The sequence below is a fragment of the Streptomyces sindenensis genome, from assembly GCF_014649035.1.
Taxonomy (GTDB): domain Bacteria; phylum Actinomycetota; class Actinomycetes; order Streptomycetales; family Streptomycetaceae; genus Streptomyces; species Streptomyces sindenensis.
In genome coordinates this window covers 236,688-257,727 of the sequence record NZ_BMSG01000006.1, presented here as the reverse complement: position 1 = coordinate 257,727, position 21,040 = coordinate 236,688, and the positions used below count along the sequence as shown (strand labels likewise).

The 21,040-nt window shown below is 73.1% G+C and carries 18 protein-coding genes; 7 read left to right on the top strand and 11 right to left on the bottom strand.

Features of this window, described 5'->3' with window-relative positions:
• Nucleotides 1–673: 673 nt before the first annotated feature.
• The 5 genes from proC to IE145_RS10700 all read right to left on the bottom strand — a co-directional run bounded on the left by proC (nucleotide 674) and on the right by IE145_RS10700 (nucleotide 4,225).
• Nucleotides 674–1,483 (bottom strand): pyrroline-5-carboxylate reductase, encoded by an 810-nt coding sequence (proC, locus tag IE145_RS10720; RefSeq protein ID WP_189520670.1) that lies wholly within the window; start codon nucleotides 1,481–1,483, stop codon nucleotides 674–676.
• A gap of 60 nt (nucleotides 1,484–1,543) precedes the next feature.
• Nucleotides 1,544–2,266, bottom strand: coding sequence for an ABC transporter permease (locus IE145_RS10715; RefSeq protein ID WP_032766529.1), 723 nt, complete (start codon nucleotides 2,264–2,266; stop codon nucleotides 1,544–1,546).
• Nucleotides 2,263–3,126 carry an ABC transporter ATP-binding protein gene (locus IE145_RS10710; RefSeq protein WP_189520669.1) on the bottom strand — a complete coding sequence of 288 codons (864 nt, stop codon included), beginning with the start codon at nucleotides 3,124–3,126 and terminating at the stop codon, nucleotides 2,263–2,265. The genes IE145_RS10715 and IE145_RS10710 overlap by 4 nt, the downstream gene beginning before the upstream one ends.
• A gap of 196 nt (nucleotides 3,127–3,322) precedes the next feature.
• Nucleotides 3,323–3,853, bottom strand: a complete 531-nt coding sequence (locus tag IE145_RS10705) for a hypothetical protein (protein WP_189520668.1) — start codon at nucleotides 3,851–3,853, stop codon at nucleotides 3,323–3,325.
• Between the two features lie 57 nt (nucleotides 3,854–3,910).
• Nucleotides 3,911–4,225, bottom strand: coding sequence for an SH3 domain-containing protein (locus IE145_RS10700; protein WP_189520667.1), 315 nt, complete (start codon nucleotides 4,223–4,225; stop codon nucleotides 3,911–3,913).
• A 133-nt stretch (nucleotides 4,226–4,358) separates the two neighbouring features.
• On the opposite strand from IE145_RS10700, the gene IE145_RS10695 reads away from it, so the two are divergent.
• A complete protein-coding gene (locus tag IE145_RS10695; protein WP_189520693.1) occupies nucleotides 4,359–6,533 on the top strand; it encodes a serine/threonine-protein kinase in 2,175 nt (724 codons plus the stop codon).
• A gap of 210 nt (nucleotides 6,534–6,743) precedes the next feature.
• On the opposite strand, the gene ilvD is transcribed toward IE145_RS10695, so the two are convergent.
• The 4 genes from ilvD to IE145_RS10675 form a co-directional block, all read right to left on the bottom strand.
• Nucleotides 6,744–8,594 carry a dihydroxy-acid dehydratase gene (gene ilvD / locus IE145_RS10690; RefSeq protein ID WP_189520666.1) on the bottom strand — a complete coding sequence of 617 codons (1,851 nt, stop codon included), beginning with the start codon at nucleotides 8,592–8,594 and terminating at the stop codon, nucleotides 6,744–6,746.
• Between the two features lie 149 nt (nucleotides 8,595–8,743).
• Complete coding sequence (locus IE145_RS10685) at nucleotides 8,744–9,364, bottom strand: TetR/AcrR family transcriptional regulator (RefSeq protein WP_189520665.1); 621 nt, start codon at nucleotides 9,362–9,364, stop codon at nucleotides 8,744–8,746.
• Nucleotides 9,365–9,404: 40 nt separating this feature from the next.
• The gene (locus IE145_RS10680; RefSeq protein ID WP_189520692.1) at nucleotides 9,405–10,244 is read right to left on the bottom strand and encodes a sugar phosphate isomerase/epimerase family protein; all 840 of its coding nucleotides are present in this window, start codon (nucleotides 10,242–10,244) and stop codon (nucleotides 9,405–9,407) included.
• Nucleotides 10,245–10,413: 169 nt separating this feature from the next.
• Nucleotides 10,414–11,364 (bottom strand): Ppx/GppA family phosphatase, encoded by a 951-nt coding sequence (locus IE145_RS10675; RefSeq protein WP_189520664.1) that lies wholly within the window; start codon nucleotides 11,362–11,364, stop codon nucleotides 10,414–10,416.
• Nucleotides 11,365–11,403: 39 nt separating this feature from the next.
• Between IE145_RS10675 and IE145_RS10670 the strand changes: the two genes are divergently transcribed.
• The gene (locus IE145_RS10670; RefSeq protein ID WP_189520663.1) at nucleotides 11,404–12,267 is read left to right on the top strand and encodes a DUF3109 family protein; all 864 of its coding nucleotides are present in this window, start codon (nucleotides 11,404–11,406) and stop codon (nucleotides 12,265–12,267) included.
• A 185-nt stretch (nucleotides 12,268–12,452) separates the two neighbouring features.
• Here the strand turns inward: IE145_RS10670 and IE145_RS10665 are convergent, their stop codons facing one another.
• Complete coding sequence (locus IE145_RS10665) at nucleotides 12,453–14,372, bottom strand: BACON domain-containing protein (RefSeq protein WP_444545675.1); 1,920 nt, start codon at nucleotides 14,370–14,372, stop codon at nucleotides 12,453–12,455.
• A 219-nt stretch (nucleotides 14,373–14,591) separates the two neighbouring features.
• Between IE145_RS10665 and radA the strand changes: the two genes are divergently transcribed.
• Together radA and disA are read left to right on the top strand one after the other, a co-directional pair.
• Nucleotides 14,592–16,004 carry a DNA repair protein RadA gene (gene radA / locus IE145_RS10660; protein ID WP_065485347.1) on the top strand — a complete coding sequence of 471 codons (1,413 nt, stop codon included), beginning with the start codon at nucleotides 14,592–14,594 and terminating at the stop codon, nucleotides 16,002–16,004.
• A gap of 80 nt (nucleotides 16,005–16,084) precedes the next feature.
• Entirely contained in the window at nucleotides 16,085–17,209 is a 1,125-nt protein-coding gene (gene disA, locus IE145_RS10655; protein WP_189520661.1) for a DNA integrity scanning diadenylate cyclase DisA, read from the top strand.
• A gap of 239 nt (nucleotides 17,210–17,448) precedes the next feature.
• Here disA and IE145_RS10650 read toward each other — a convergent pair whose 3' ends face one another.
• Entirely contained in the window at nucleotides 17,449–18,195 is a 747-nt protein-coding gene (locus IE145_RS10650; RefSeq protein WP_189520660.1) for a hypothetical protein, read from the bottom strand.
• A gap of 305 nt (nucleotides 18,196–18,500) precedes the next feature.
• Between IE145_RS10650 and IE145_RS10645 the strand changes: the two genes are divergently transcribed.
• The 3 genes from IE145_RS10645 (at nucleotide 18,501) to IE145_RS10635 (ending at nucleotide 21,008) form a co-directional block, all read left to right on the top strand.
• Nucleotides 18,501–19,415: an iron-sulfur binding domain-containing protein gene (locus IE145_RS10645; RefSeq protein ID WP_189520659.1), complete on the top strand. Its 915-nt coding sequence runs from the start codon at nucleotides 18,501–18,503 to the stop codon at nucleotides 19,413–19,415.
• A gap of 169 nt (nucleotides 19,416–19,584) precedes the next feature.
• Nucleotides 19,585–20,247: a SigE family RNA polymerase sigma factor gene (locus IE145_RS10640; protein ID WP_189520658.1), complete on the top strand. Its 663-nt coding sequence runs from the start codon at nucleotides 19,585–19,587 to the stop codon at nucleotides 20,245–20,247.
• Nucleotides 20,248–20,351: 104 nt separating this feature from the next.
• Nucleotides 20,352–21,008 (top strand): hypothetical protein, encoded by a 657-nt coding sequence (locus IE145_RS10635; RefSeq protein WP_189520657.1) that lies wholly within the window; start codon nucleotides 20,352–20,354, stop codon nucleotides 21,006–21,008.
• Nucleotides 21,009–21,040 lie beyond the last annotated feature (32 nt).

Sequence of the window (21,040 nt, the reverse complement as noted above, 5' to 3'; positions counted from 1 at the left end):
CGGAACAACCGGTCGGAATAAGACCCGTTGTTCACAGCGTCCTCGCTGTGTATTGCCTACCGCCGCGCATGGCGGCCGTAGGACTTTCAAAGGAACCACCAACCTGCCGAAGCAGGCCGGGGTATCAACATATCTGGCGTTGACTTTTGGCACGCTGTTGAGTTCTCAAGGAACGGACGCTTCCTTCGGTCCCGTATAACCGGGGCCCTCCGGGCGCTTCCCTTCGTTTACTTCTTTTGTTTCGCTGTCTTGCGTTTCCGACTCTATCAGACTCTTTCGTGTCCGATTCCCGGTCGAAGCGGGCCGTGCAGTTTCGCTTTCCAGGTTCTTTCGCTTTCGCGCTTTCCCTTTCCGGCGAGTCCGACTCTATCAGATCCTTTCGGGCCTGATTCCCAGTCAGCGGGGCTTGTCCTCGCGGCTGTTGAGCCGTTCCGACGAGTGAGACTTTAGCGGAGTCCTGGGCCCCGACGCTAATCGGGGGCGTTCTCTCGAACGCGGATTCCTCATTTCGCGCAGGCGCACGAAAAGGCATGCGACGGGATGTCGCGTGTCTTCTCGTGGTTACTGCGGAATGGCTGTCCGGGGACCGACCGGGGTCGGCGCTCACGTCGGACAACTCGGAGCACACTACGTACCCGCCGGAGGCGTGTCAACCCCCGGCGGGTGCCAGGGGTCAGCCGTTGCCGGAGGCCAGTTCGCGGCTGCGGTCGCGCGCTGCCTCCAGGGCGGCGATGAGGGCCGCCCGCACCCCGTGGTTCTCCAGCTCGCGGATCGCGCTGATCGTGGTGCCGGCCGGGCTGGTGACGGCCTCGCGGAGCTTGACCGGGTGTTCGCCGCTGTCCCGGAGCATGACGGCGGCGCCGATGGCGGCCTGGACGATGAGGTCGTGGGCCTGTGCGCGGGGCAGGCCGAGCAGGATGCCCGCGTCGGTCATGGCCTCGACCAGGAAGTAGAAGTAGGCGGGGCCGGAGCCGGAGAGGGCGGTGGCCGCGTCCTGCTGGGACTCCGGGACGCGCAGGGTCTTGCCGACGCCGCCGAAGATCTCCTCGGCGGTGGCGAGGTGCGCACCGGTGGCGTGGCTGCCCGCCGAGATGACGGACATCCCCTCGTCGACGAGGACCGGGGTGTTGGGCATGACCCGGACGACCGGGGTGCCGGGGGTGAGCCGGTCCTCGATGAACGCGGTGGTGATGCCGGCCGCCGCGCTGATGACCAGGCGGTCGGAGGTGACGTGCGGGGCGAGTTCGTCCAGGAGCTTGCCCATGTCCTGCGGTTTGACCGCGAGGATGAGGATGTCGGCGGTCTTGGCCGCCTCGGCGTTGGTGACGGACTCGACCCCGTACCGCGTGTGCAGTTCCCGGGCCCGGTCGCTGCGGCGGGTGGTCACCAGGAGGTCGGCCGGTCGCCAGCCCGCCCGGATCATCCCGCTGAGCAGGGCCTCGCCGATCTTGCCGGTGCCGAGGACTGCGACTGTCTGGGTCATGTGTTCACCCTCCGGGCGGTGCTGGGCTGTGCGCTTCCCGTCATCCTCGCATCGGGCTGTTCACGGCGTACGGCGGCGGAGGGTGATCGCCCCGAGGCAGAGGACCAGCAGGGCGCTTCCCGCGACCACGGCGATGTCGCGGACGAAGTCGCCGGTGATGTCGGGGTGCTGGAGGACCTGGTTCATGCCATCGACGGCGTACGACATGGGCAGGACGTTCGAGATCGCCTCCAGGACGGGGTGCATCGCCTCGCGCGGGGTGAACAGGCCGCACAGCAGGAGCTGGGGGAAGATCACCGCCGGCATGAACTGGACCGCCTGGAACTCGGACGCGGCGAACGCGGAGACGAACAGGCCGAGCGCGGTGCCGAGCAGGGCGTCGAGCAGGGCGACCAGGAGCAGCAGCCAGGGGGAGCCGACGACGTCCAGGCCCAGCAGCCAGACGGAGACGGCCGTGGCGAGCGCCGACTGGACGACCGCGACCGCGCCGAAGGCGAGGGCGTACCCGCCGATCAGGCCGCCCTTGCCGAGCGGGAGGGCGAGGAGGCGTTCGAGGGTGCCCGTGGTGCGTTCGCGCAGGGTGGCGATCGAGGTCACCAGGAACATCGTGATGAGCGGGAAGATGCCGAGGAGGGAGGCTCCGGTGGCGTCAAAGGTGCCGGGGGCGCCGTCGAAGACGTAGCGGAGCAGGGTGATCAGCAGGACCGGGACGATCACCAGGAGCGCGATCGTGCGGGGGTCGTGGGTCAGCTGGCGCAGAACGCGGCCCGCGGTGGCGGTCATCGGGAGGCCTCCTCGGAGGTGAGGGGTGCGGCGGTCGTGGCGGCGGGGCGCTCGTCGGCCCGGTCCGCGTCGACCAGGTGGAGGAACGCCTCCTCGACGGTGGCCGCTCCGGTGCGGTGGCGGAGCGCGTCGGGAGTGTCCTCGGCGAGGACCCGGCCGTCGCGCATCAGGAGCAGGCGGTGGCAGCGTTCGGCCTCGTCCATGACGTGGGACGAGACGAGGAGCGCGGTGCCGCGGTCGGCCAGGCGGTGGAAGAGGTCCCAGAGGTCCCGGCGGAGTACGGGGTCGAGCCCGACGGTCGGTTCGTCCAGGACCAGCAGGTCCGGGGTGCCGAGCAGGGCGACGGCCAGCGAGACGCGGCTGCGCTGGCCACCGGAGAGCGCACCGGCGAGGGCGTCGGCGCGGGTGGTCAGGTCGACGTCGTCGATGGCGCGGGCGACGGCCTCGCGGCGGGCGGCCCGGTGGGCGCGGCCCGGGTGCAGGACCGCGGCGAAGTAGTCGAGGTTCTGCCGGACGGTGAGGTCGGTGTAGACGGAGGGCGCCTGCGTGACGTAGCCGATGCGGGGGCGCAGGGCCGGGTCTCCGGCGGGGTGGCCCAGGACGTCGAGGACGCCGGTGACCTTGGCCTGGGTGCCGGCCACCGCCCGCATGAGGGTGGTCTTGCCGCAGCCCGAGGGGCCGAGGAGACCGGTGATGCTGCCGGAGGGGACGGTGAAGTCGAGGGCGCGCAGGACGGTGCGGCCGCCTCGGACGACGGTGAGGCCGCGGGCCGCGATCGCCGAGGTCGGTGGTGGGGGTGTGTCCGGGCTCGGCTGCGGGGTGGGGGTGGTCGGTGCCGCCCCGGGTTCGTAATTCATCATGTGATGAATTCTTCGCCCGGCGGTGCCGTCCGTCAAGAGGACAGGAGGGAGAAGAGGAAGAAGAGGGCAGCGGAAACGACCCGGCCCGCCGACGTGGTGTCGGCGGGCCGGGTCGTGTGTGCGGTGTGCGGGGCTCCGGATCTCAGCTGCGCTGCGGCCTGAGCCGCGCTTCAGGGCCTCAGTCGCGCTGCGGGCCTCAGCCGCGCTTCGGGCGCTTGCGGCCGGATGCCTTGCGGGCCGCCGGGTTGCCGGTGCGGGTCGAGCGGCGCTTCTCGAACTGGGCGCGGGCCTTCTCGTACTCGGTGCGGCGCAGCTTCTCGCCCGGGGCCTCGGTGAGCGAGCGGATGAAGTAGGCGAGGAGCGAGCCGATGAAGCCGATCGACTTCAGGCCGCGCAGGGCGTCCTCGCGGGACGGGTCCGCGGGACGGGCGCCGAAGCCCTCCCAGGTCTTGCGGAACGCGATGGCGCTGCAGATCGAGAACATCGCGATGACCAGCACCCCGACGAACCCGCCGACCTCCGCGATCTCCAGCCCCTCGTAGGCGAAGCGCAGAACGAAGCAGGCGGCCACGGCGGCGGCCAGGGACCCGGCGGCGACGCCGACGCGGCGGAGCCCGTAACCGCCGTCGTGGTCGACCCACGTCGTGCCGAAGAAGCGGATCGGCTCGGGCTGCGGCCCCGGGGCCGTGGCGGGCGGGGTGCCGGGGGCTGCGCTGTTCTCGCTCACGGGGTCGATTATCCCCCGCCGCCCCGGTACCCCGGGCGGTCGCCCCGGGTGGCGCCGTCAGTCGCAGCGCGGTGCGATGTAGCCGTCACGCCCCGTGTAGACGTAGGCGTCCGAGACGAACTGGCCGTTGGCGATGTTGTCCCAGAGGTTCGACGTGCCGTACGGGCCGGTGACCCACTCCCCCGGCTTCTGGCAGTAGATCGGGATCTTCTGTCCGTACGGCAGCGTCCGGACGATGCGGTAGTTGGTACCCGGTCCGGTGCGGACGTTGACCCGGTAGCCCGGGGCGATCGGGTAGCGGGTGCCGGTCGCGGTGGTCGCCACCGTGAGTTCTTCGACCGCCGGTTCCTGCGTGTGCTCTTCAACGCCCATGTGGGCCTCCCCCGTTGCGATGTCCGTACGCACCCGTGCGTACGACGCGCAGGCTAGCAAGCACCGCGCTTCTCGCACGCACCATCGACTAGGCTCCGTGCGTCGCATGCGCGTGAACACACGGGGGTGGGCGATGTCGCCGCTGCGAGAGCCCGGAGCGCATCCGGAAGCGGAGTTTCCGCAGTACGCCGGCGCCTACCGACTCGAAGCCTGCCTCGGCTCGGGCGGCATGGGGGTCGTGCATCTGGCGCGCTCGGCCTCGGGGATGCAGCTCGCGGTGAAGGTCGTACACGCGCCGTATGCGGCGGATCCCGAGTTCAGGGCGCGGTTCCGGCAGGAGGTGGCGGCCGCGCGGCGGGTGAGCGGGGCGTTCACCGCGCCCGTCGTCGATGCCGATCCGGAGGCCGGCCGGCCCTGGATGGCCACCCTCTACGTGCCCGGCCCCACGCTCGCCGAGCAGGTGAAGCGGAACGGCCCGATGGCCCCCGCCGCGCTGCGCAGGCTGACCGCGGGGCTGGCCGAGGCACTGCGGGACATCCACCGGGCGGGTGTGATCCACCGCGACCTGAAGCCGAGCAACGTGCTGCTGACGGACGGGGGCCCGAAGGTCATCGACTTCGGCATCTCGCGGCCGTACGACAGTGATCTGCGCACCGAGACCGGCAAGCTGATCGGCTCACCGCCCTACATGGCTCCCGAGCAGTTCCAGCGGCCGCGCGAGGTGGGGCCGCCGGTCGACGTGTTCGCGCTGGGGGCCGTGATCGTCCACGCGGCGACGGGCCGGGGGCCGTTCGACTCGGACAGCCCGTACATCGTGGCGTACCAGGTGGTGCACGACCAGCCGGATCTGGGCGGGGTGCCGGAGGAGCTGGCTCCGCTGGTCGCCCGTTGCCTGGCGAAGGACCCGGCGGACCGGCCGACGCCGGACGAGGTGATGGCCGCGCTGGGGCCCCCGTCGTACGAGGCCGAGGCGTTCGTACCGGCGCAGCGGCGGCGGGCGGCGGTCTCGGCGGCGGTGCCGGCCGTGCCGGACGGGGAGCGGGACGGTGCGGAGGAGGACACGCATGTGCGGGCCGCGCCGCCGGTCCGCCGCCGGTGGCTGCCGCGGGCCCGGCTGATCGTGGCGGCGGCGGTTCTGCTGCTGGTGGCGGGGGCGGGGGCGTACGCGGTGTGGGGCGGGGGCGGTACCGGGGCGAGCCCTTCCGGGCCGGAAGCGGAGGCGGGTGGACCGAAGGGCGGGGGTGCCGTCGCTCCGTGGCGTACCGAGCTCCGGACCTCCGGGAGCGCCACGCCCGTCTGTGCCGCCGCCGGGGCCGGGGGCGCGCTGTACTGCTCGGTGGCGGGGACCGGCACGGTCAGGATCGATCCGGCGGACGGGCGGGTGGTCTGGTCGGCCCGGTCCTCCCCGGACGGGGGCGCCCATGCCCCGATCGTCTCGGGTGCGGTCGTGCTGGCCGGCGGCCCGGACGGCACACTGCGGGCGTTCGACCCGGTGAAGGGGACCGCCGTCCGGGACACCTCGCTGTCGGCGAGCCCCGGGGCGGCGTTCCCGGCGGGCGACACCCTGCTGGCCGTCGCGGACGACGGGACGGTGACGGCGCTGGACGGGGCGAGCGGGGCGTCCCGCTGGAAGAAGCCGCTGGCGGGGCACGTACGGCCCGACTTCGCGCTGTACGACGGTGGGTCCGGGCTCGCCTACGCCTTCGAGCACGCGCCCTCGGGTGCGTCGACCCTCGTCACGGCCGTGGACGCGGGGAGCGGCCGGACGTCCTGGCAGCGGCGGCTGGACGGGCTGCTGACGCCGGTGTCCACGGCCGGGGCCGGGGAGCTGGTGCTGACGGCGATGGACGAGAACTCGGACACCGCCGGGCTGGTCCGGTACGCCCCCGCGTCCGGTGTCGCCGCCCGGATCGCGCTGCCCTTCACCCTGGACGGGCCGCAGGTGGTCATGGCCGGGGATGTCGCGTACCTGCTGGGGCGGGGCGGGTCGCTGCTGGCCGTGGACACGGGGGCGGGCGGCGGTGCGGGGGCGGAGCTGTGGCGGCTGGAGACGGGGGTGGGGCGGGCGTCCGCTCCGGTGCTCGGGGAGGGCGGGCACCTGTACTTCTCCGCGGCGGACGGGCGGCTGCTGGCCGTCGATACGGAGCGGGGCGCGCTGGTGGGGCAGACGCGGGCGCGGCTGAGCGGGGGGAAGCTGACGTACGCGTCGGATCTGCCCGCGCCGGTGGTGGCGGGCCGGGTCGTGGTGGGGGCGGCGCCGGACGGGTCGGTGTTCGCGGTGGACGGGGCGGATCCGGGGGGCTGGTGAGGGCCGCGCCGGTGTTCCCGGGGCTCCGCCCCGGACTCCGCTCCTCCATCGCCGGAGGGGCTTGAGCCGGTTGCCCGGACGCGCTGGGAGCATCGGCACAAGGCTTGATATCGGTGCCCGGAGCCGCGGAATGCGTCGGCTCCTCCGCCGGAAGTGCCGGTGGAGGAGCCGAAGGTGCCCAAAGGTGCCCGGAGGCGCCGGGCGGAAGCGTCAGCCGAGCTTCGAGATGTCGCGGACCGCGCCCCGGTCCGCGCTCGTCGCCATCGCCGCGTAGGCGCGCAGCGCGGCCGAGACCTTGCGGTCGCGGTTCTTCGGGGCGTACACCCCGTTCAGCGCCGCGCGGCGGTCGGCCAGTTCGGCGTCGTCGACGAGCAGTTCGATGGAACGGTTCGGGATGTCGATGCGGATCCGGTCGCCGTCCTCGACCAGCGCGATGGTGCCGCCGGAAGCCGCCTCGGGCGAGGCGTGGCCGATGGAGAGGCCAGACGTACCGCCGGAGAAGCGGCCGTCGGTGACCAGGGCGCAGACCTTGCCCAGGCCCCGGCCCTTGAGGAAGGAGGTCGGGTAGAGCATCTCCTGCATCCCCGGGCCGCCGCGCGGGCCCTCGTAGCGGATGACGACGACGTCGCCCGGCTCGATCTCCTTGCGGAGGATCTTGTCGACGGCCTCGTCCTGCGACTCGCAGACGACGGCCGGGCCCTCGAAGGTCCAGATGGACTCGTCGACGCCGGCCGTCTTCACGACGCAGCCGTCCTCGGCGAGGTTGCCCTTGAGGACGGCGAGGCCGCCGTCCTTGGAGTAGGCGTGCTCGACATCGCGGATGCAGCCGCCCGCCGCGTCCAGGTCGAGGGTCTCCCACCGCTCGGACTGCGAGAAGGCGGTGGCCGAGCGGACGCAGCCGGGGGCCGCGTGCCACAGCTCGACGGCCTCGCGGGACGGGGAGCCGCCCCGGACGTCCCAGTCCTTCAGCCACTCCGCGAGGGTGTCGGAGTGCACCGAGTGGACGTCCTCGTTGAGCAGGCCGCCGCGGTGGAGTTCGCCGAGGAGGGCGGGGATGCCGCCGGCGCGGTGGACGTCCTCCATGTAGTACGTGCCGCCGGGGGCGACGTTGGGGGCGACCTTGGCGAGGCACGGGACGCGGCGCGAGACGGCGTCGATGTCGGCCAGGTCGTAGGCCAGCTCGGCCTCCTGGGCGGCGGCCAGCAGGTGCAGGATCGTGTTGGTCGAGCCGCCCATGGCGATGTCCAGCGCCATCGCGTTGTCGAACGCTGCGCGGGTGCCGATGGAGCGGGGCAGGACGGTGGCGTCGTCCTGCTCGTAGTAGCGCTTGGTGATCTCGACGATCGTGCGGCCGGCCTCCTCGTACAGCGCCTTGCGGGCGGTGTGGGTGGCGAGGACCGAGCCGTTGCCGGGGAGGGAGAGGCCGAGGGCCTCGGTCAGGCAGTTCATCGAGTTGGCGGTGAACATGCCGGAACAGCTGCCGCAGGTGGGGCAGGCGTTCTCCTCGATGCGGAGGATGTCCTCGTCGGAGATGGACTCGTCGACCGCGTCGCTGATCGCGTTGACCAGGTCGAGTTTGCGCACGGTCCCGTCGACGAGGGTGGCCTTGCCGGCCTCCATCGGGCCGCCGGAGACGAAGACGGTCGGGATGTTGAGGCGCATCGCGGCGTTCAGCATGCCCGGGGTGATCTTGTCGCAGTTGGAGATGCAGATCAGGGCGTCCGCGCAATGCGCCTCGACCATGTACTCCACGGAGTCGGCGATCAGGTCGCGGGAGGGAAGGCTGTAGAGCATGCCGCCGTGGCCCATCGCGATGCCGTCGTCCACGGCGATCGTGTTGAACTCGCGCGGGACCGCGCCCGCGGCCTGGATCGCCTCGGAGACGATCCGGCCGACCGGGGCGAGGTGGGTGTGGCCGGGGACGAACTCGGTGAACGAGTTGGCGACCGCGATGATCGGCTTGCCGATGTCCGCGCTCGCTACGCCCGACGCGCGCATAAGGGCGCGCGCGCCCGCCATGTTGCGTCCGTGGGTGACCGTGCGGGACCTCAGCTGGGGCATCGTCGCTCGCTCCTTCGGCAGGGGGCCTGCCTCCGACAGTTGAAGAAAAGGCTGTCTTCGAGCGTACGCCCCGGATCCAAGATCTGGACAGGCTGTCCGGAATACGGGATGCGGTGGCCGGTGGGCGGTCAGCGCCCGGTCCCCTCTCCTCAGCCCTCGCTCAAGTATCTCTGGAGCGTGGGCGCCACCATCGCGACGATCTCCTCCGGCTCCGCGGAGGCGAGCGGCTCGGCGCGGACCACGTACCGGAGCATCGCGATGCCGAGCATGTGCGAGGCGGCCAGCTCGGCGCGGAAGGTGGGGTCCGGTACGTCGAGCTCCGCCGCGATCCGCTCCAGCAGCCGGCGCAGCACGAAGTCGCGCAGGACGTTCGCGGCCGCCTCGTGGGAGACCGCCGAGCGCAGGATCGCCAGCAGGGGCGTACGGGTGCCGGGGTCCTCCCACACGGAGAGGAAGAAGCGCGCCAGCCGCTCCCCCAGGCCCTCCGGTGGGCCGCCGAGGACGGTGGGGATCACCAGGGCGGGCTCGAAGGTGACCTCGACGGCCGCCGCGAAGACCTCGTCCTTCGTGCCGAAGTAGTGGTGGACGAGGGCCGCGTCGACCCCGGCGGCCTTGGCGATGCCCCGGATCGACGTCTTGTCGTAGCCGCGCCCGGCGAATTCCGTACGGGCCGCCTCCAGGATCCGCGTCCGGGCGTCGGGGCCTTCGGACGCGGCCTTGCGGGGGGGCCGGCCCCGGCGGCGCGGGGCGGCGGGAGCGTCGTCGGTCATGGCCGCACCTCGGTCACGGGCAGCAGGTCGTGTCCCCCGGTCACGGGCGGTGGATCTTCGGGGACGGGTCGGGGTCGGGGGCGATGGCGGAGGTGGCCAGGTGGAGGCGGGTGAAGGCCAGCGCCTCCGCGAGATCGGCCTCGCGTTCGGCGGAGGACATCGCACGCCGGGTGCTGACCTCGATGACGACATGACCGTCGAAGCCCGTACGGGCCAGGCGCTCCAGCAGCTCCGCGCACGGCTGGTCGCCCCGGCCGGGCACCAGGTGCTCGTCCTTGGCCGAGCCCTTGCCGTCGGCGAGGTGGACGTGGGCGAGCCGGTCGCCCATCCGGTCGACCATGGCGAGCGCCTCGGTGCGGGCGGTCGCGGTGTGCGAGAGGTCGACCGTGAAGTGCCGGTAGTCGTCGTTGGTGACGTCCCAGTCGGGGGCGTACGCGAGCATCTCGCGGTCCCTGTAGCGCCAGGGGTACATGTTCTCGACGGCGAACCGGACGTCGGTCTCGCCGGCCATCCGCCAGATCCCGGTCACGAAGTCGCGGGCGTAGTTGCGCTGCCACCGGAACGGGGGGTGCACCACGACGGTGGAGGCGCCGAGCTTCTCGGCGGCGGCCTTCGCCCGCTGGAGCTTGACCCACGGGTCGGTGGACCAGACCCGCTGGGTGATGAGGAGGCAGGGGGCGTGGACCGCCAGGATCGGGACCCGGTGGTAATCGGAGAGCCGGCGCAGGGCCTCGATGTCCTGGCTGACGGGGTCGGTCCAGACCATGACCTCGACGCCGTCGTACCCCAGGCGCGCGGCGATCTCGAAGGCCGTCGCCGTGGACTCGGGGTAGACCGAGGCCGTCGACAGGGCGACCTTCGCATCGGGGATGCGCACCACTGCTTCTGCCACCTGGACAGCGTACGGGCAGTGATGCGCCACTCCGAGCGGTCCTGTCCGAAAGTGATCAGGGCCATGGGGGCGTGACCGTACGTCACCGAAGCCGCGCGTCCCGTATGCCCCGCCTCGCCTCCCCCCCCTCACCTCGCCTCCCGCCTCGCCTCACGCCTCACCCGGGCAGGGCGGCCCGCTCCACCGGGAGGTGGTCCAGGCGGCGCAGGATGACGCCCTCGCGCAGGGCCCAGGGGCAGATCTCCAGTTCCTCGACGCCGAAGAGGTCCATCGCCCCCTCGGCCACCAGCGCCCCGGCCAGCAGCTGGGCGGCCCGGCCCTCGGAGACACCGGGGAGCCGGCCGCGCTCCTCGACGGTCATCGCCGCCAGCTTGGGCACCCAGTCCTCCAGCGCCTTGCGGCTCAGCGAGCGCTGGACGTACAGGCCCTCGGTGGAGCGGGCGGCTCCGGCGATCCGGGCGAGCTGCTTGAAGGTCTTGGAGGTGGCGACGACGTGGTCGGGGCGGCCGGCCCGGGCGAACTCGCCCACCGTCCGCGCGATGCTGGCCCGGACGTGCCGGCGCAGCGCCCTGACCTGTTCGGGGCCGGCCGGGTCGTCCGGCAGCCAGGCGCCGGTGAGGCGGCCCGCGCCGAGCGGCAGGGAGACGGCGGTGTCGGGCTCCTCGTCGATACCGAAGGCGATCTCCAGCGAGCCGCCGCCGATGTCCAGGACGAGGAGCTTGCCCGCGGACCAGCCGAACCAGCGGCGGGCGGCCAGGAAGGTCAGCCGGGCCTCCTCCTCGCCGCTGAGGACGGCGAGGTCGACGCCGGTCTCGACCCGTACCCGCTCCAGCACCAGGTCCGCGTTGGTGGCCTCGCGCACCGCGGAGGTGGCGAACGGCAGCACGTCCTCGCACCCCTTGTCCTCGGCGGCCTGGACGGCGCCGGCGATCGTCGACACGAGCCGGTCGATACCGAGAGGACCGATCGCGCCGGACTCGTCGAGGAGTTCGGCGAGCCGGAGTTCGGCCTTGTGCGAGTGCGCGGGCAGCGGGCGGGCACCGGGGTGGGCGTCGACCACCAGCAGATGAACCGTGTTCGATCCCACGTCGAGGACTCCGAGTCTCATACGGGAACGCTACTGCGCCGTGGGACCTACTCTGGGCGCGTGCCAAAGACGAAAAAGGCTAAGCAGGACAAAGCCACGAAGAAGCCGAAGTCGAACAAGCAGGCGTCACAACCGGAGGCGAACGGACCGGACCCGGCCGACGAGAAGGGCATCGACTTCGCCCGGGCCTGGGTGGAGTTCCCCGACCCGGCCGACGACGAACAGGTCTTCCGCTGCGATCTGACCTGGCTGACGTCCCGGTGGACCTGCATCTTCGGCAGCGGCTGCCAGGGCATCCAGGCGGGCCGCGCGGACGACGGCTGCTGCACGCTGGGCGCGCACTTCTCCGACGAGGACGACGAGAAGCGGGTCGCCGAGCACGTGGCGCGGCTCACCCCCGAGCTGTGGCAGTTCCACGACGTCGGTACGGAGACGGGCTGGGTCGGTATCGACGAGGACGGCGAGCGCCAGACGCGCCGCTGGGAGGGCTCCTGCATCTTCCAGAACCGGCCCGGGTTCGCCGCCGGGGCGGGCTGCTCGCTGCACATCCTGGCGCTGCGGGAGGGCAAGGAGCCCCTGGAGACCAAGCCGGACGTGTGCTGGCAGCTGCCGGTGCGGCGGACGTACGACTGGATCGACCGGCCCGACGACACCCGGGTGCTCCAGGTGACGATCGGGGAGTACGACCGCCGGGGCTGGGGCCCGGGCGGCCACGACCTGCACTGGTGGTGCACGTCGGCCACCTCGGCGCACGGGGCCGGTGACCCGGTGTACGTGTCCTACCGCCCGGAGCTGATCGAGCTGATGGGCAAGGAGGGCTACGACCGGCTGGTCGAGCTCTGCGAGGAGCGGCTGTCCTCGCTGCTGCCGATGGCCCCGCACCCGGCGGACCCGCCGCTGCCCGCGGCGAAGAAGAAGCGCTGAGGCCCGGGGAAGAACCGCTGAGGCCACGGGGCCCGGGGGCGCCGCGCCCCCCGGGCCCCGTGGCCTTTCCTCAGCCCGTCGTCTGCCCTCGGCCCGTCGCCTTTCGTCAGCCCGTCGTCCGTCCTCGGCCCGTCGCCTTTCGTCTTTCGTCAGCTCGTCATCTGTCCTCAGCCCGTCGTCCGTCCTCAGCCCGCCGGGTCCGGGTCGGTCGGCCCGGGGTCCGTGGGGCTCGGGCCGGTCGGGTCCGGCGTCGGTTCGGGCGGGTCCGTGGGGTCGGGCGGATCGGTCGGGTCCGGCGGGTCCGTGGGGTCGGTCGGGCCCGGCCCGGGGTCGGTGGGGCCGGGGTCGGTCGGGCCCGGGTCGGTGGGGCCGGGATCGGTCGGGCCCGGATCGGTCGGGCCGGGGTCCGAGGGGCCCGGGTCCGTGGGGCGGGGCGATTGCGTGCCGGGGCGGGTGGGGCGCGGGCCGCCCGTGGTCGGGGCGGTGACCCCGTGACCGTCGATGAGAACGGCGGAGCCCGAGGGGGCCAGGGCGATCCGGGCCCGCCACGGACCGGCCGGCTCCGCGTCCCGGATCACCGAGACCGCGATCGTGGTGGACTGTCCGGCCGCGAGCGTGCCCGCCGTACGGCTGAGGCGCAGCCACGGGGCGTCCGTCGACGCCGACCAGCCGACCGGTCCCCGGCCGGACGCGGTCAGCGTGATCGTCGTGACCGCCCCGGAGGTCCGGGCCGTCACCGCCAGCCGGGCGTCGCCGTGCCGCGCGCCGCCGGTGCTGACGACCTCGGCGGTCACGTCCGGGACGCGGGCGCCGAAACGGTCGCCGGAGCGGCCGTGGCCGGTGTTCTCGTACGAGGGGTGGGGATCGCCGCGCATACCGCCCGCGCCGTCCACCTCCGTGGCGGTGACCGACGTGCCGTCGTGGCCCTCGCCGGTCTGCGGCGCTCCCCGGTACGCGGCCCAGAGGGCGATCACGGGGGCGGCGACCACCGTCGCGACGACCGTGGTCGTCACGACCCGGGCGCGCAGCCGGTCCCGGCGGGCGGCCTGGTCCTTGGGGTCGAGCGGATATCCGCTCCGGTCGAAGCGCGGGCCCGCGGCGCGGGAGCGGTGGGCCTGGGCCATCGCGACGCGGACGGAGGGGCGGGGGGCCTCCACGAGGGGCAGGGCGGCGGCCGGGGCCAGGGCCGCTCCGGGCCAGGGTCCCGCCGCGTCCGCCCGTTCGGCGGCGCGGCGGCAGCGGGGGCAGTCGTCGACGTGCCGGACGAGCTCGCGGCGCAGGGCTGCGGAGAGCAGCACCTGGTGGTCGCCGGTGAGCCGGGCGACGGTGGGGCAGTCGCCGCCCTCGACGACGGCGAGCGCGGCGCGGGTGCGCTCCACCTCGCAGGCCGCGGCGGCCAGCAGCTCCCGGGCGGTGGCGGGCTCCAGACCGAGCACGGCGGCGACGGCGCGTGGGGGGAGGCGGTGGCGGACGGCCAGTTCGAGGGCTTCGCGCTGCTCCGGGGTGGTGCCCGCGGCCTCGGGCCAGGCGAGCGTGGCGAGCTCCCGGCGGCGGGCCTCGGCGGCCGGTGACTCGGCGGGGGCGGGAGTGGCGGCGTCCTCGGGGGTGGCGGGGGCCGTGGGCGAGGTCCACGGAGAGGCGGCCGGGGCGGTGTGCTCCGGCGTACGCCGGGCGGCGCGCGCCCCCTGGGCGGTCCCGGGCCCGGTGCGGGGCTCGGACTCCCTGGCCGTGCCGGTCCCGGAGGCCCTGGCCGTACGGGGCGGCTTGACCGTCCCCGGGGGGCGGCGGTGGGCCTGACGGCCGCGCCCGCGCTCGGTGAGCGCCCGCAGGCAGGTCCACCGGGCCAGGGCGTACAGCCAGGATGTACGTTCCTCCTCGGCCGCGGGGCCCCGGGCCTCCTGCCGGTCCGCGATCGCCAGGACGGCGCCGAGGGCTTCGGTGGCCGCGTCGTGGTCGCAGAGCACGGAGAGGCAGTACGTGAAGAGGCCGTCGAGATACGGCTCGTAACGTGCGGGCGGTCGCTGTGCCGGGGCGTCGGTTCCTCGGCGGTGCGCCCGGTGTGCGCCGGTGGTGTGCGTCGGGGTCTCCAGCCTGCTGCTCGTCACCCGGCGACCGTAGGCAAAGGAGCGCATGCCTCAAGTGCCCCTTGAGTGCATTTAATCCTTACGGGTGAACGTATCCCTCGAAAGAGTTGTGAAAGCGGACAGAGATCACGGATCCCGCCCGTAGTGCTCCGGAGTGCTTCCGTGCGCCCTGCGCGCGGCGGGGCGGTGCGCGCAGGGCGCACGGGCGGCGTTGTCGTACCCCACCTATACGGTGACGCCATGGCTGCCCGTACGAAATCCGCGAAGGACCGTCCGTCCTACCGCTGCACCGAATGCGGCTGGACGACCGCCAAATGGCTCGGCCGTTGCCCCGAGTGCCAGGCGTGGGGGACGGTCGAGGAGTTCGGCGGCGCCCCCGCCGTGCGCACGACGGCGGCGGGCCGGGTCTCCACCGCCGCCCTGCCGATCGGCCAGGTCGACAGCCGGACGGCCACGGCCCGTTCCACCGGTGTCGGCGAGCTGGACCGGGTGCTGGGTGGCGGGCTCGTGCCGGGCGCGGTCGTGCTGCTGGCGGGCGAGCCGGGGGTCGGCAAGTCGACGCTGCTGCTGGACGTGGCGGCCAAGGCGGCGAGCGACGACCACCGCACGCTCTATGTGACGGCCGAGGAGTCCGCGAGCCAGGTCCGGCTGCGGGCCGACCGGATCAAGGCGATCAACGACCACCTCTACCTCGCCGCGGAGACCGATCTGTCGGCGGTGCTCGCGCATCTGGACGAGGTCAAGCCGTCGCTGCTGATCCTGGACTCGGTGCAGACGGTCGCCTCGCCCGAGATCGACGGCGCGCCCGGCGGGATGGCCCAGGTCCGGGAGGTCGCCGGGGCGCTGATCCGGGCGTCCAAGGAGCGCGGGATGGCCACGCTGCTGGTCGGCCATGTGACGAAGGACGGCGCGATCGCGGGGCCCCGGCTGCTGGAGCACCTGGTGGACGTGGTGCTGTCCTTCGAGGGCGACCGGCACGCCCGGCTGCGGCTGGTGCGCGGCGTCAAGAACCGTTACGGGGCGACCGACGAGGTCGGCTGCTTCGAACTGCACGACGAGGGCATCACCGGCCTCGCCGACCCGTCGGGCCTCTTCCTGACCCGCCGCGACGTGGCCGTGCCGGGCACCTGTCTGACGGTGACGCTGGAGGGCAAGCGGCCGCTGGTCGCCGAGGTGCAGGCCCTCACCGTCGACTCGCAGATCCCCTCGCCCCGGCGCACGACCTCGGGTCTGGAGACCTCCCGGGTCTCGATGATGCTCGCCGTGCTGGAGCAGCGGGGCCGGATCAGCGCGCTCGGCAAGCGGGACATCTACAGCGCGACGGTGGGCGGCGTGAAGCTCACCGAACCCGCCGCGGACCTGGCGGTCGCGCTCGCGCTGGCCAGCGCGGCCAGCGACACCCCGCTCCCGAAGAACCTGGTCGCGATCGGCGAGGTGGGGCTCGCGGGCGAGGTCAGAAGGGTCACCGGGGTGCAGAGGAGACTGGCCGAGGCACACCGTCTGGGCTTCACCCACGCCCTCGTGCCGACCGATCCGGGGCGGGTCCCGGCCGGTATGAAGGTCACGGAAGTCGCCGACATGGGCGACGCTCTGCGGGTCCTCCCGCGCCGCTCTCGCCAGGAGGCACCACAGGAGGACAACGCGCGCCGGTAGACTTTGCCCTGGTCTCGCCCGCCCGTGGACACGGCATGGGGGACGCAAGGGCACCGCAAACCTGTGACCGGAGGAGTGCAGTGGCAGCCAACGACCGGGCGACGACGCCCGGAAAGTCCGGCCAAGGCACCGGTAACGAGGCGCTGATGCGCGCCTCGCTGAGCGCGGTCGCGCCCGGTATGGCCCTGCGGGACGGCCTGGAGCGCATTCTCCGCGGCAATACCGGCGGCCTGATCGTGCTGGGCATGGACCGGACCGTCGAGTCGATGTGCACCGGCGGATTCGTGCTGGACGTGGAGTTCACGGCGACGCGCCTGCGCGAGCTGTGCAAACTCGACGGAGCGCTGATCCTCGACAAGGACATGACCAAGATCCTGCGGGCCGGCGTGCAGCTGGTCCCGGACGCCTCGATCCCCACGGAGGAGACGGGCACCCGGCACCGTACGGCGGACCGGGTCTCCAAGGCGTGCGGTTTCCCCGTGGTCTCGGTCTCCCAGTCGATGCGGCTGATCGCGCTGTACGTGGACGGGGAGCGGCGGGTCCTGGAGGAGTCCTCCGCGATCCTGTCGCGGGCCAATCAGGCGCTCGCCACGCTGGAGCGGTACAAGCTCCGCCTCGACGAGGTCGCGGGCACGCTGTCCGCGCTGGAGATCGAGGACCTGGTCACCGTCCGGGACGTGACGGCGGTGGCGCAGCGGCTGGAGATGGTGCGGCGGATCGCGACGGAGATCGCGGAGTACGTGGTCGAGCTCGGCACCGACGGACGGCTCCTCTCGCTCCAGCTGGACGAACTGATCGCCGGGGTGGAGCCGGAGCGGGAGCTGGTCGTCCGGGATTACGTCCCCGAACCGACGGCGAAACGGTCGCGCACGGTGGGCGAGGCGCTGACCGAGCTGGACTCCCTGAGCCACACGGAGCTGCTGGAGCTGCCGGTGGTGGCGCGGGCGCTGGGCTACAGCGGCTCGCCGGAGACGCTGGACTCGGCGGTGTCCCCGCGGGGCTTCCGGCTGCTGGCGAAGGTGCCGCGGCTGCCGGGGGCGATCATCGAGCGGCTGGTGGAGCACTTCGGTGGGCTGCAGAAGCTTCTTGCCGCGAGCGTGGACGACCTCCAGACCGTCGACGGGGTCGGTGAGGCGCGGGCGCGGAGTGTTCGCGAGGGGCTGTCACGGCTGGCGGAGTCGTCGATCCTGGAACGCTACGTCTGAGGCCTGCCCCTCCAAGCCCGTCCGGCGCCCCTCCCGGCCCGCCAGGCGCTTGAGGGCTGAGCCCGGACCGCCTCCAGCCCGTCCGGCGTTTGAGGGCGGAACCCTGCTGCCCGGTGGGCGGTGCTCATACGGGCCGGCCCGCCCGGACCCATGAGTGCCTCGCTCGTCCACGTGGACGGTTCCGTCCTCAAACGCCGGACGGGCTTAAGTGGTCGCCGGACGGGCTGAGCGCGGGTCCGTCAGTCCTTGGCCAGGACGAACGATGCTCGCTGGACCGGCTCTCCCGGCGCCTTCGCCTCCAGGAGGTACGTTCCCGGGCCCGCCTTCCCCGACGGCGGCGTCGCGCAGCCGGGCGCGGACAGGGTGCGGTTCCAGTCCACCGTGTGGATCACCGTCGCCCCCGCCGGCACCTTCAGGAACAGCGGGCCACCCGCCGCGGGGCAGTCCTTCGAGGACCAGATCGGGTCGTCGTCCTCGCCCCCCGCCTCGGTCACCGTGAGCACCGCGTTCTTCGGGCCGAAGTCGGCCTTGCACGTGGTCGACGACGTGTTCTTCGCGATCAGCTCGAACTTCGGCTTGTCGTCGGGGCCGTAACTGACCTTCGTCCGCAGGCTCAACTGCACGGCCGACGGCTTGCACTCGGGGAGCGGGGACCCGGCAGGGACCTGCTGGCCCGCACTGCCGCCGCCCGAACCGGCCGTACCCGCACCGGGCGAGTCGCCAGAACCCGTGCCCGTACCGCCCGTTGACGAACCGTCGGACGACCCGCCGCCGCCCGGACCGCCCGAGCCGTCGGAGCCGTCCGTACCGCCCGAGCCGTTCTCGTCGTCCGACTCGTCGCGGCCGCCCGGCTGTTGGCTGATCGCGGGACCGGAGCCGCCCGGGCCGGGAGTGATCGACTCGACGGGGTCGGAGCCGCCGGACTTGGCGTCGTCGTTGCCACTTCCGCTGCCGCCGCCGGACGTCACCGCCCAGGCGATCAGCACGGCGAGGAGCGCAACCAGAAGTCCCGCTACCGCCCTTCGTCGCCAGTAGATGCTGGAGGGAAGCGGACCGACCGGATTGCGCATAGATCCCACAAGGCCGAACTCTACGAGAGATCCGGACCGAGTCCGGCCCCACCCGCCGCACCGCTCACAAGTTTTGCCGATCATCATCACGGGAGGAGGGCCGCGACCCGGTCACAGGGGACAGAACGGGTGGCGTTGTCACCCCCTGGGCCCTCCGCGCGGGCCGACACCCCCGCGTCCGTGACGCCCGCCCCGCCTTCCGTGCCAGGATCGTCAGTGCCATGACTGCCATGACTTCCCCCTCACCCCAGACGCCCCCCGCCGCCGCCTCCCTCCACGCCCCCGTCATCGGGTGGTTCGAGCAGCACGCCCGCGATCTGCCCTGGCGCCGCCCCGAAGCGGGCGCCTGGGGCGTGATGGTCAGCGAGTTCATGCTGCAGCAGACCCCGGTGAGCCGGGTCCTCCCGGTGTACGAACAGTGGCTCGCCCGCTGGCCCCGCCCCGCCGACCTGGCCGCCGAGGCGCCCGGCGAGGCGGTCCGCGCCTGGGGCCGGCTCGGCTACCCGCGCCGCGCACTGCGGCTGCACGGGGCCGCGCAGGCGATAACGGAACGGCACGGCGGTGACGTACCGAGCGAGCACGCCCAATTGCTGGCGCTGCCCGGGATCGGCGAGTACACGGCGGCGGCCGTGGCCTCGTTCGCGTACGGACAGCGGCACGCGGTGCTCGACACGAACGTCCGCCGGGTGTTCGCCCGCGCCGCCACCGGGGTCCAGTACCCGCCGAACGCGACGACGGCCGCCGAGCGCAAGCTCGCCCGGGCGCTGCTGCCCGAGGAGGACGAGCGGGCGGCGCGGTGGGCGGCGGCCACAATGGAGCTGGGCGCCCTCGTGTGCACCGCGCGCAACGAGGACTGCGACCGGTGCCCGATCGCCACGCAATGTGCCTGGCGGCTGGCCGGGAAGCCCGCGCACGAGGGTCCGCCGCGCAAGGGCCAGACGTACGCCGGTACCGACCGCCAGGTGCGCGGACGGCTGCTGGCGGTGTTGCGGGACGCGGTCAACCCCGTACCGCAGGCCGCCCTGGACGCGGTGTGGGAGGAGCCGGTGCAGCGGGCCCGGGCGCTGGACGGGCTGGTCGCCGACGGTCTGGTCGAGCCGCTGGCCGACGGGCGGTACCGGCTGCCGCTGACCTGACCCCGCCGGACCCGCCCCGGCTCCCCGGGCCTCGTCCCTGCGCTGTTACACAACCGATGGGCAGCCGTGCACCGGCCTACGGCTGCTCCGCACATCGCCGTGACAACGCCTCCGTAGCGTCTGCGACAGCAGTGACCACGGGGATTCATCGGGGACGGAGGCGGTTGTCATGGCGCAGGGCGAGGTGCTCGCGTTCGAGGACTACGTACGCACACGGCAGGACGCGCTGCTGCGCAGTGCGCGCCGGCTGGTCCCCGACCCGGTCGACGCCCAGGACCTGCTGCAGACCGCCCTCGTGCGGACGTACGGCCGCTGGGACGGCATCGCCGACAAGTCCCTGGCCGACGCCTATCTGCGCCGCGTCATGATCAACACCCGTACGGAGTGGTGGCGGGCGCGCAAGCTCGAAGAGGTCCCGACCGAGCAGCTGCCCGACGCGAGCGTCGACGACGGCAGTGAGCAGCGCGCCGACCGCGCCCTGCTGATGGACATCCTCGGGATTCTGGCTCCCAAGCAGCGCAGCGTCGTCGTGCTGCGACACTGGGAGCAGATGAGCACGGAGGAGACGGCCGCGGCGCTCGGCATGTCGGCCGGTACGGTCAAGAGCACGCTGCACCGGGCCCTGGCGCGACTGCGGCAGGAGCTGGAGAGCCGCGAGCTGGACAGTCGCGAGGCGGTCGCCCGGGAGCACCGGAGCACGACGCCGGCCACCTCCGCCCGTGTCCCCGCCCAGCGGTCGCCGCTGACGTCGGTGCCGGGGGCGAAGGCACACACATCGGCGCAGCGGAACGGGCGTCACGACGAGCGGGGGATGGAGCGGTGCGCGGCCTGAGTGGCAGCAGCGGTGGGGGTGGCGGCCTCGGGGGCGGCGACGGGCCGGGGAGACCGGTCCGGAGGCCGCGCTTTCGGGGCGGTACGGCGGCGAGTGGCACGGCCTTGGCCGGACTCGTCGCCTTCGGGCTGTTCGGCGTCGGCTGCTCCTCGGGCGGCACCGGCACCCGGGACGAGGGTCCCGCCGGCAGTCAGCCGGTCGCCCAGATCACCCAGCAGCCCAGCCCGTCCGGCACGACCCCGCCCGTGCGGCGGGTCGACGCCGTACGGCTCCTCAAGAGCGACCCCAAGGTGGGCGAGCGGGTCCGGGAGGGGCTCAAGCCCTGCGCGGGCAAGGCCTATCCGATCGACACCTCCTACGGCTCGATGACCGGTGGCCGGACCGCCGACGTGGTCGTCAACGTGATGAGCTGCGCCGACTCGGTGAGCGTCGGGACGTACGTGTACCGGGCGGACGACGACGGCTCGTACAAGAACGTCTTCGCCGCCGAGGTCCCCGCCGTGTACGGAACGATCGACCGGGGGGATCTGGTGGTGACGACCCAGGTCTACGGTTCGAAGGACCCGCTGGCGTCCCCGTCCGGCTCGGAAGTGGTCACCTACCGTTGGGCGAGCGACCGCTTCACCGAGCACGACCGGGTGCACAACGACTTCAGCCGGGCCGTCGAGGGCACGGACGGCGACCTGCCCGTGCAGTCGGAGCCGGTGGAGCCGGTGGAGCCGGAACCGAGCGACGAACCGGCGCGGCCGGGCAGAGACTGACACCGGGCAGGAACGGAAAGCGAGAAGCAGCC

Bases quoted from the DNA above. Each gene is read 5' to 3' on its own strand.
- IE145_RS10645 (WP_189520659.1), top strand. From the start codon at position 18,501: ATGACTGCCATGACTTCCCCCTCACCCCAGACGCCCCCCGCCGCCGCC.
- IE145_RS10675 (WP_189520664.1), bottom strand. From the start codon at position 11,364: ATGAGACTCGGAGTCCTCGACGTGGGATCGAACACGGTTCATCTGCTG.
- IE145_RS10640 (WP_189520658.1), top strand. From the start codon at position 19,585: ATGGCGCAGGGCGAGGTGCTCGCGTTCGAGGACTACGTACGCACACGG.
- IE145_RS10710 (WP_189520669.1), bottom strand. From the start codon at position 3,126: ATGATGAATTACGAACCCGGGGCGGCACCGACCACCCCCACCCCGCAG.
- IE145_RS10700 (WP_189520667.1), bottom strand. From the start codon at position 4,225: ATGGGCGTTGAAGAGCACACGCAGGAACCGGCGGTCGAAGAACTCACG.
- IE145_RS10695 (WP_189520693.1), top strand. From the start codon at position 4,359: ATGTCGCCGCTGCGAGAGCCCGGAGCGCATCCGGAAGCGGAGTTTCCG.
- IE145_RS10685 (WP_189520665.1), bottom strand. From the start codon at position 9,364: ATGACCGACGACGCTCCCGCCGCCCCGCGCCGCCGGGGCCGGCCCCCC.
- radA (WP_065485347.1), top strand. From the start codon at position 14,592: ATGGCTGCCCGTACGAAATCCGCGAAGGACCGTCCGTCCTACCGCTGC.
- ilvD (WP_189520666.1), bottom strand. From the start codon at position 8,594: ATGCCCCAGCTGAGGTCCCGCACGGTCACCCACGGACGCAACATGGCG.
- IE145_RS10715 (WP_032766529.1), bottom strand. From the start codon at position 2,266: ATGACCGCCACCGCGGGCCGCGTTCTGCGCCAGCTGACCCACGACCCC.
- proC (WP_189520670.1), bottom strand. From the start codon at position 1,483: ATGACCCAGACAGTCGCAGTCCTCGGCACCGGCAAGATCGGCGAGGCC.